8 protein-coding genes are annotated in these 6,793 nt (G+C 47.0%); 3 read left to right on the top strand and 5 right to left on the bottom strand.

Annotation, left to right across the window (positions count from 1 at the left end):
• The 3 genes from HMPREF0178_RS22225 to HMPREF0178_RS21250 all read right to left on the bottom strand — a co-directional run.
• The coding region (locus HMPREF0178_RS22225; protein WP_009369292.1) for a hypothetical protein at nucleotides 1-519 on the bottom strand (519 nt) is incomplete at its 3' end.
• 123 nt (nucleotides 520-642) lie between these two features.
• Nucleotides 643-1,383: an ankyrin repeat domain-containing protein gene (locus HMPREF0178_RS21255; RefSeq protein WP_009369291.1), complete on the bottom strand. Its 741-nt coding sequence runs from the start codon at nucleotides 1,381-1,383 to the stop codon at nucleotides 643-645.
• A 51-nt stretch (nucleotides 1,384-1,434) separates the two neighbouring features.
• Nucleotides 1,435-2,133, bottom strand: a complete 699-nt coding sequence (locus HMPREF0178_RS21250) for a helix-turn-helix domain-containing protein (protein WP_009369290.1) — start codon at nucleotides 2,131-2,133, stop codon at nucleotides 1,435-1,437.
• A 148-nt stretch (nucleotides 2,134-2,281) separates the two neighbouring features.
• Here HMPREF0178_RS21250 and HMPREF0178_RS21245 point away from each other — a divergent pair, with 148 nt between their 5' ends.
• From HMPREF0178_RS21245 to HMPREF0178_RS20685, 3 genes are all read left to right on the top strand, one after another.
• On the top strand, nucleotides 2,282-2,656 hold the full coding sequence (locus HMPREF0178_RS21245; RefSeq protein ID WP_083832559.1) for a helix-turn-helix domain-containing protein: 375 nt from the start codon (nucleotides 2,282-2,284) through the stop codon (nucleotides 2,654-2,656).
• A 141-nt stretch (nucleotides 2,657-2,797) separates the two neighbouring features.
• On the top strand, nucleotides 2,798-3,064 hold the full coding sequence (locus HMPREF0178_RS21240; RefSeq protein ID WP_083832558.1) for a helix-turn-helix domain-containing protein: 267 nt from the start codon (nucleotides 2,798-2,800) through the stop codon (nucleotides 3,062-3,064).
• A 265-nt stretch (nucleotides 3,065-3,329) separates the two neighbouring features.
• Nucleotides 3,330-3,692: a helix-turn-helix domain-containing protein gene (locus HMPREF0178_RS20685; RefSeq protein ID WP_050809312.1), complete on the top strand. Its 363-nt coding sequence runs from the start codon at nucleotides 3,330-3,332 to the stop codon at nucleotides 3,690-3,692.
• Nucleotides 3,693-3,766: 74 nt separating this feature from the next.
• On the opposite strand, the gene HMPREF0178_RS19675 is transcribed toward HMPREF0178_RS20685, so the two are convergent.
• Nucleotides 3,767-5,563, bottom strand: a complete 1,797-nt coding sequence (locus HMPREF0178_RS19675) for a hypothetical protein (RefSeq protein ID WP_009369289.1) — start codon at nucleotides 5,561-5,563, stop codon at nucleotides 3,767-3,769.
• 103 nt (nucleotides 5,564-5,666) lie between these two features.
• Nucleotides 5,667-6,791: a DUF3150 domain-containing protein gene (locus tag HMPREF0178_RS19670; protein ID WP_009369288.1), complete on the bottom strand. Its 1,125-nt coding sequence runs from the start codon at nucleotides 6,789-6,791 to the stop codon at nucleotides 5,667-5,669.
• Nucleotides 6,792-6,793 lie beyond the last annotated feature (2 nt).

The raw sequence follows: 6,793 nt of genomic DNA, 5'->3' as shown, positions 1-6,793 counted from the left end.
CTCAAGGAGATAACTCGCGGCCTGTCGGCAAAACGGACAGAAGGGATCGCTCACAAAAATCACATCATGCGATCCGGTCCCTGTCGCCAATTGTTTGGGCAGTGCGTCGGGGAGCCGCAGTCGTGTGATCTCCGTGGCCTGAGACAGCGCAGCCTCTTGCCCCGTCGCCAGATCGGCCACCATCCCGAACTGGATGGTGCCGCTGGCATCCGTAAGCAGCGTCATCCTGTCCGGCAGATTCGGCTGAGAGGAGCCATCGGGGTGATGCAAGGAGAGCTGCACGGCGTACAGATCGACAACGCCGACCCGGACGGGCTGGTATTTGTCGATTCTCACGTTGTCGGACAAGAGTTTCCGAGCCACGGCATCCTGCCCATTCTCGGTCAACACACGTCCCAGGCGGGAGATCACCACCGACCGTAATGCCTCTTCATTGAGTTGAGGCGCGGCACCGGCCAGGCCGGGGGCAACACAAAACAACATGGCGCACAGCGCCCATACACAAAACACGTTTCGCATCAAAAAGCCTCCTATCGGCGTTTTGAGGGGCATCCCTCTACCGATAGGAGGCGGGAAACGGTATTTTGCAAGGGGTCACAATTTTTATGGTGAACGACGTTTTTTTGATGTAATGCAGGTCATCTATTGGAAATGTATACCTTCTTTTGCTTTTCGGAGGAGTCGCTTCACAGCGGCTTTTTGTTTTTCATCAGGACCAGCACCATGCTCCCGCAAATAGGCAATGGTGTCTTCGTCTCCATTTGCGGCAGCCCAGAGCACCGGAGTCACGCCGTTTATATCAGCCGTAAGCGGATCGACGCCAGTCCTGACCAGGGCTTTCACCGTAGACAATGGCGCACGAGCCCTCACCGCATAGGCCAGCGGCGTCGCGCCCTCGTTGTCCCAACCATGAACATAGGCACCTTGTTGAGCACAAAATGAAATGATTTGCGAACCATATTCCCAATTGACGGCCGCATAACTGAGTATATCTGCGCCATTGTTATCTCTGGCATTCAGATCAGAGCCATGATCAAACAGTGTACGCACTATCGATAAACTATTCATAGCAGCCGCATGTAAAAGAGATGTAGCACCTACTAATTTATCAGTTGCGTTAATATCAGATCCAAAATCTAACAATCCATTGATTATATTACAATCTGAATTATATAATGCAGCACAGTGTAAAAGAGTGAAATCGCAAAAACCAAATTGCAGTGTTACATTACTATTTAAAAAACTCTTGATTGTATCAAAAATATTGTTATCTTTTATAAGTTTAAAGAGTAGACCAAAATTTGTACGTTCATTTAAAACACTCTTTGAAGAATTGATTAGGGTTTGAGATGTGCAGGTAGCGTCCTTCTGTCTGATAGACATGTAATCTCCAAGAGCATTTAAATTTTTGATGTCAAAATATATTATCTATACTCAAAAGTTTTGTAATACCCAAGACATTCTTCCTAAAATCTGAGATTCAATATTTTCTGTTTTCAATTTATATATAGTATGGTTTGTCTTTATTATGAATCCAGATTGATACTCATCATAAAATAATCTTCCCAATACAATACCCTCAATTGGTATTAATGAAGCAAAGATTTCACCACTTGCAGGATTCTTTTTAGTTGTATCTATACCTACAAGAGCACCTTTTTTGATAAATGGATCAAGAGAATTTGTATTTACACAAAAAACAGAAATATTATTTCTCAAATACGCTTCAGGAAGAACTATTTGTCCTATAGTACGCTGTGATTCATTAGGAGTTGCAGCATTGAAGTCCATATTGAAAATATGGCCGTATACGGCCTTTAAATATGAAGACTTGAATTCACTAGCGCCTATTGAGATGTTTGAAGTTACATTCTGTTGGGCGTACCTATTATCAGAACGTACGTATTTCGGACCACAACCATATCTCAACCAGTTTGGATTGACTTCAAACTTGTCAAATAACGTAAGATACCAATCTGAAGGTATTGATTTACGTTTTTTTGCCTCCGAAACACTGGATTGTCTGATTCCAAGCACCGCAGAAAGTTCATCTTGGGTTTTCGCATTCGCAACCTCGTAAATTCTTTTCAGAATCTGCTCCAGGTCTGCGGAGGCGAGTTTTACTTTATTCACAGCGAAATCCTCCGTATTAGAAAGTAGAGTCACAAGCAAGTTTATTAAATATATTTTTAATAAAATCAAATAGATATAAAAAATAATCGTATTTTATATAGAACTAATCATAAAATATAAAGGTTGATAGGGTTCAAAAAAATCTGATATGTTTGAAAAAAACGTATCAGAGAATATAATGGAAGATTTATCCGTCGCTCTTGGAAAACGTATCCGCCGCTTTAGACGTGCTCAAAAACTGAAACTTAGTGACCTCGCTCAACGCACCAACATTAATGAAAAGTACCTCAGTAGAATAGAACTTGGAAAAATAAACACCTCAATTGCCAATTTAGATACTATTGCATCGAGTTTGGGGGTTCCTCTGCCCATACTGCTTGATTGTCGCAACAGCCTGAACCGAAATAACATGCTCAAATCATTGCGGGTGAAGTCGGCACGACTGCCGGATGAAACACTCCTTTCCCTCCTCAAAATCGTATCCGAACTATCAAGTTCTGATGACTCAGACACAGTGGCGTGAAATAGCCGAAGACGGCTATTTATAACCGCAGAAATTTGGAATTATTCCTCAATAGTTTTGCAACGATGATTATCGCTTGTCCTCTTTTAGTAGTCAACTGTTCACCTGTTGTACCTAGTACGGTCTGGGTATTCTATTATAATGACAAGCAAACGAAAAACACCCTTTCCCTTCGGGCAGGTATTGATCCAAGCTAGGGAGCAACGGGGGATCACGCAATATCGCCTTGCGGCTCTCATGAAACGCGACCGGAGATGGCTGAACTTGCTGGAGCACGGGCAACGTGAACCCAGAGCGACGACAATTATTGATATTGCCAAAGCTCTGGACATGGACCCTGGTGATTTAATTCGACATTTAGCATTGTTGTTGGAAGAATCCGCCTCCGAACCTCAACTCCCCGAATAGTCTCTTCTCTTGAGCCTCCTTCCCCCCTCACCTCTGCTCCACAGGGAAAGGGGGTTTTGAATTAAAAAAAGAGTTATGTTTTTTCCCGTGTGTGGCGTGCTGCCTGTTCCTATCGTAGTTTTATTTTTATCAAAAAATACAGTCTACTATCGTAAACGCCGACAGCAATATAACGTATATATACGATTTTGTGAATTAGAAAATTTCCATATATACGCTTTGCGTATTTGGTCTCCCTTTCTATTAAAAATGAAAGGGAATTCTTATGACGACTACAACACGCCAGATACGATATGCAAAAATATTGGGAAACCAAATACGAGCGTTAAGAAAAGCCAGAGGATTGACTCAGGCCGAGTTGGCATTTCGGGCTAATATGAATGTTACTTATGTGGGTGATGTTGAAAGAGCTAATGAAAATATCAGTATTAGCAAATTGATACTGTTAGCCGATGCTCTTGAAGTGCCTCTTTCGGAATTGCTCAACTCTTTGGATGAACAAGACATTTCTTCAAAAAGCTCTCTTGTGGCAAATATACAAAGAGATTTGTATAAGCTTGATGAAAAATCCCTTATCTCGCTTTCAGAATGGATAGATTATATGCTGTACAAGCAAAGATCTCGGTAATATTCTGTACAAAACTTTATTGGGGACTATACAAAAAAAAGCCCCTCGACTTGAGGGGCTTTCCTGGTACTGGTTTACTTACGAAGCAATGTTTTCTGAAAGAGATTGAACATTACCGCTGGCAATTTACTCATTTCCCAAATTGTTGTGCTCGATTGGGGTAAATAAAAGCAAATTGCATCAGAATCAACCCCGATCCCATATAGCTCAAAGCCCATTTTCTTTGCGTCCACCACGGCCCTCAATGTCGAATCGGGATCGTCGGGCTGACCATCCGTCACAATAAGGATCATTTTTCTTGGTTGAGGCAGTAAAATCATATTTTGCATAGTCCACCAGAGAGCTTCGGCCAATGGCGTTTTTCCTGATGCAACCATTGTAAACTTGTTATGGACAGGTTTTCCATGTGGAACTATGGGATAAATCCCTCCTCGCCTGTCAGCAGGAAAGACGCTGATGCCCACGGATATGCCATGTACCGCTTCCAGCGCTTTACCCACGGCATAGCAGGCTCTACCCGCCAACTTGATACGGCATTCCATACTTCCACTTGAATCCAACAGAATATGGACTGCGGTATCAACCAATTTTTTGGGCTCTCTGTCCAAAAACACGTTTGAATCTTGGATCATGAGCCGGTAAAGCCTGCTCGAACTCAATCGTCCCCGTTGGGCCGGTCTGGACCGGCACAGTGTCTGGGCTTGCAGCATATTCTGCAATCGGGTTCTGAGGGCTGTTGTCGCCCGCTTGGTTTCAGTCAGCTCCGCGAACGATAACGGTTCTGTATGCTTCACCCTCACACGGGCCACTGATAACCTTTTTTGCTGTTTTTTACCCCGGCATGTTCTACGCAACGATTCTCTAATAATTTCTCCTATGTCCTGCGGCAGTTCGGCGGCGGATGCGTCCAGAAGCGCCTTCACGTCTTTTTGGCCCGTTGGCGGTGCGGAACATTCCGCTTTGTCAGCCTCACCTAAGGACATCTGACAAGGCTGCGCATCGGCAGATGTGTCAGTCGCGCCTGCCGTGGGAGAATTGGACGGAGTTTGACTGTCCGAAGCTCCATCGTCCTGCGTCTCTGACGCGTCCTGAGTGACCGCTCCAGACCGCGAATCGTTCCGATCCTGATAGGATGCTTCGGGACTTTTCCTGGCAGTGGATTGTTGACTGTCGTTAGAGCCTTCACCATGCCTGCCTTCTTCAGATAAACCCGCAGGCGTCTGGTTTTGCTCCTGTGAAGCATCTGTGCGTGTTTTGCAATATTGTTGCAGAATCGCCAGGATCTCCCGGGCAAAGGTTATCGCATCATCGGTTGACGTACATTTTTTCCGCGTCCTGTCCAGTACGCCTTGAATCTGAGGCCATAAGCCAGGAAAATGACCATTAACAAACGTCAGGCACTCGGAAAGGCTGACAGTCGGGACATCCCAGCGTCTTACCGTGCGGAGAATGGCGCTCAAGATCGCCATTCTCGGTTCCTTTGGCGCTTTGTATGGCTCTGAAAACAAGTAAGGAATGAGTTTGTTCAAATTTGCCCGGCAGCCGGGAAAAATGCCGCTCATGGCTTTTTCAACTCGCCAGTCTTCTATGATATTTATGATGTACTTCAATACGGGATTTTCCACGTTTCTTTGAAACGCCTCAAAATCGGTGAACCGGATATGGGCCGACTCGTGGTCGATAAACCCTCTTACCTGCACCAGCAGGCTTTCATCACTGTCCAGGGGAAGGGAAGGAAGATAGATGGTGTGTCCATCGGTGCATGCGGTATCTCCGTCGATAACAACCTCAACGCCGTAGCGTTTGCCCAGAACCGATGCGAGCAGCGGCAGGCAGTTTAAAATATCCTCTTTCCGGATGGTATTGCTCATCTGAATCTCCTTGTAAAAAATCCCCTCCGGCGGGCGCCTGGGCGTCCGAACCGGAGGGGAACATTGTGTGTGCGTTGTGATTAACGACTATGAATGCGCCGGATTACCACAGTCCGAGGGAATCCACGGACGGGGCCGGTGTGTAAACCGGAAAATCCGACAAAGGTGGCGTAGGCCCCGGAACAGGGGTGAGAGGTTGAGCCGGGCCTGATACGGGCGGTTGAATCAGCTCGCTGAGGTCGGGTTGCGGCGGAAGAGGAGTCGGTGCGGTCGCACCGTCATCCAACGAATCCGCCGAATCAATTGGCGCGGCAAGCAAAGTTTGCAGCACTGCCGCGGGCGTCTGTCCGTCAAGCACCTTCTGACCGTGCGACACGAGGGATTCAGGATCGCGTAACAACCCCACTACCCCTTGCAACACAAGCAAATCGCGTCCTGTGATTTCGCCTTTTGACGGTAAGTTTTCAAGCGCGGTGCGTATGACATCCACAATGGGCATCACGCGAGGTTCGACAAAGCTCATGCCTCTGAGCTTGGTTTGCATTGTTTTAAGTGGAGAGAGCGCTTTTCGTGTAATCGAGGTGCGGCCTGCAAACGTCCGTTTCCAGGCGTCATCGGCCGCTTTGGCGATTTCGCCAAACAGCGTCATGCCCAGGCCGCTCACGGCCTGTTTCAGACCTTCGGTCACGACAGGCGTCAAATTATGCATTTCCTGCGGATTGACTACCTTGTAGACCTGCCAGTCAAAACTCAGGTGTGAGCGCACATAGTCCGCGCTCACCGTCGAATTTGCGATGAGCGGCTCCCAACCACAGTGCTTGGCAATCCAATCTTGCACCGCGTCGTCATACCTCGTCAGAAATGCATCCTTTTCAACCAGAAAATCGTGCTGCAATTGCTGTAAATCCTTCACAATGCCCGTGGCCTCGGCTTCAGGGATGGCCCATCCTCCAAGGAAACGGACGCCGTGCCGGTCCAGCAGACTGACCGCGCGAGTCTTGAGTGTGGAAAATATCCGGAGAGAATCCGGATCGCAGACCCGTTTGGAACCGAGGCTGGCAAGATCATCGGGAGGCAGATCCAGCGCGCTGACTCCGGAGAAATCTTCCGGGGTCAGTTTTTTCCGCGCCGACCAGATTGAGACCTGGAGGTTCAGAGCCAACAGGCAGTCCAACACTTTGATGTCGGTGACGGTAGAAAGAACGGTCATCGTATTGGTGGCAGTCATTG

This window comes from Bilophila sp. 4_1_30 (genome assembly GCF_000224655.1).
Taxonomy (GTDB): Bacteria; Desulfobacterota; Desulfovibrionia; order Desulfovibrionales; family Desulfovibrionaceae; genus Bilophila; species Bilophila wadsworthia.
This window is presented reverse-complemented; position numbering and strand designations above follow the sequence as displayed.

Coding starts and splice junctions, on each gene's coding strand:
- HMPREF0178_RS21255 (WP_009369291.1), bottom strand. CDS start 1,383: ATGTCTATCAGACAGAAGGACGCTACCTGCACATCTCAAACCCTAATC.
- HMPREF0178_RS21245 (WP_083832559.1), top strand. CDS start 2,282: ATGTTTGAAAAAAACGTATCAGAGAATATAATGGAAGATTTATCCGTC.
- HMPREF0178_RS21240 (WP_083832558.1), top strand. CDS start 2,798: ATGACAAGCAAACGAAAAACACCCTTTCCCTTCGGGCAGGTATTGATC.
- HMPREF0178_RS20685 (WP_050809312.1), top strand. CDS start 3,330: ATGACGACTACAACACGCCAGATACGATATGCAAAAATATTGGGAAAC.
- HMPREF0178_RS19675 (WP_009369289.1), bottom strand. CDS start 5,563: ATGAGCAATACCATCCGGAAAGAGGATATTTTAAACTGCCTGCCGCTG.
- HMPREF0178_RS19670 (WP_009369288.1), bottom strand. CDS start 6,791: ATGACTGCCACCAATACGATGACCGTTCTTTCTACCGTCACCGACATC.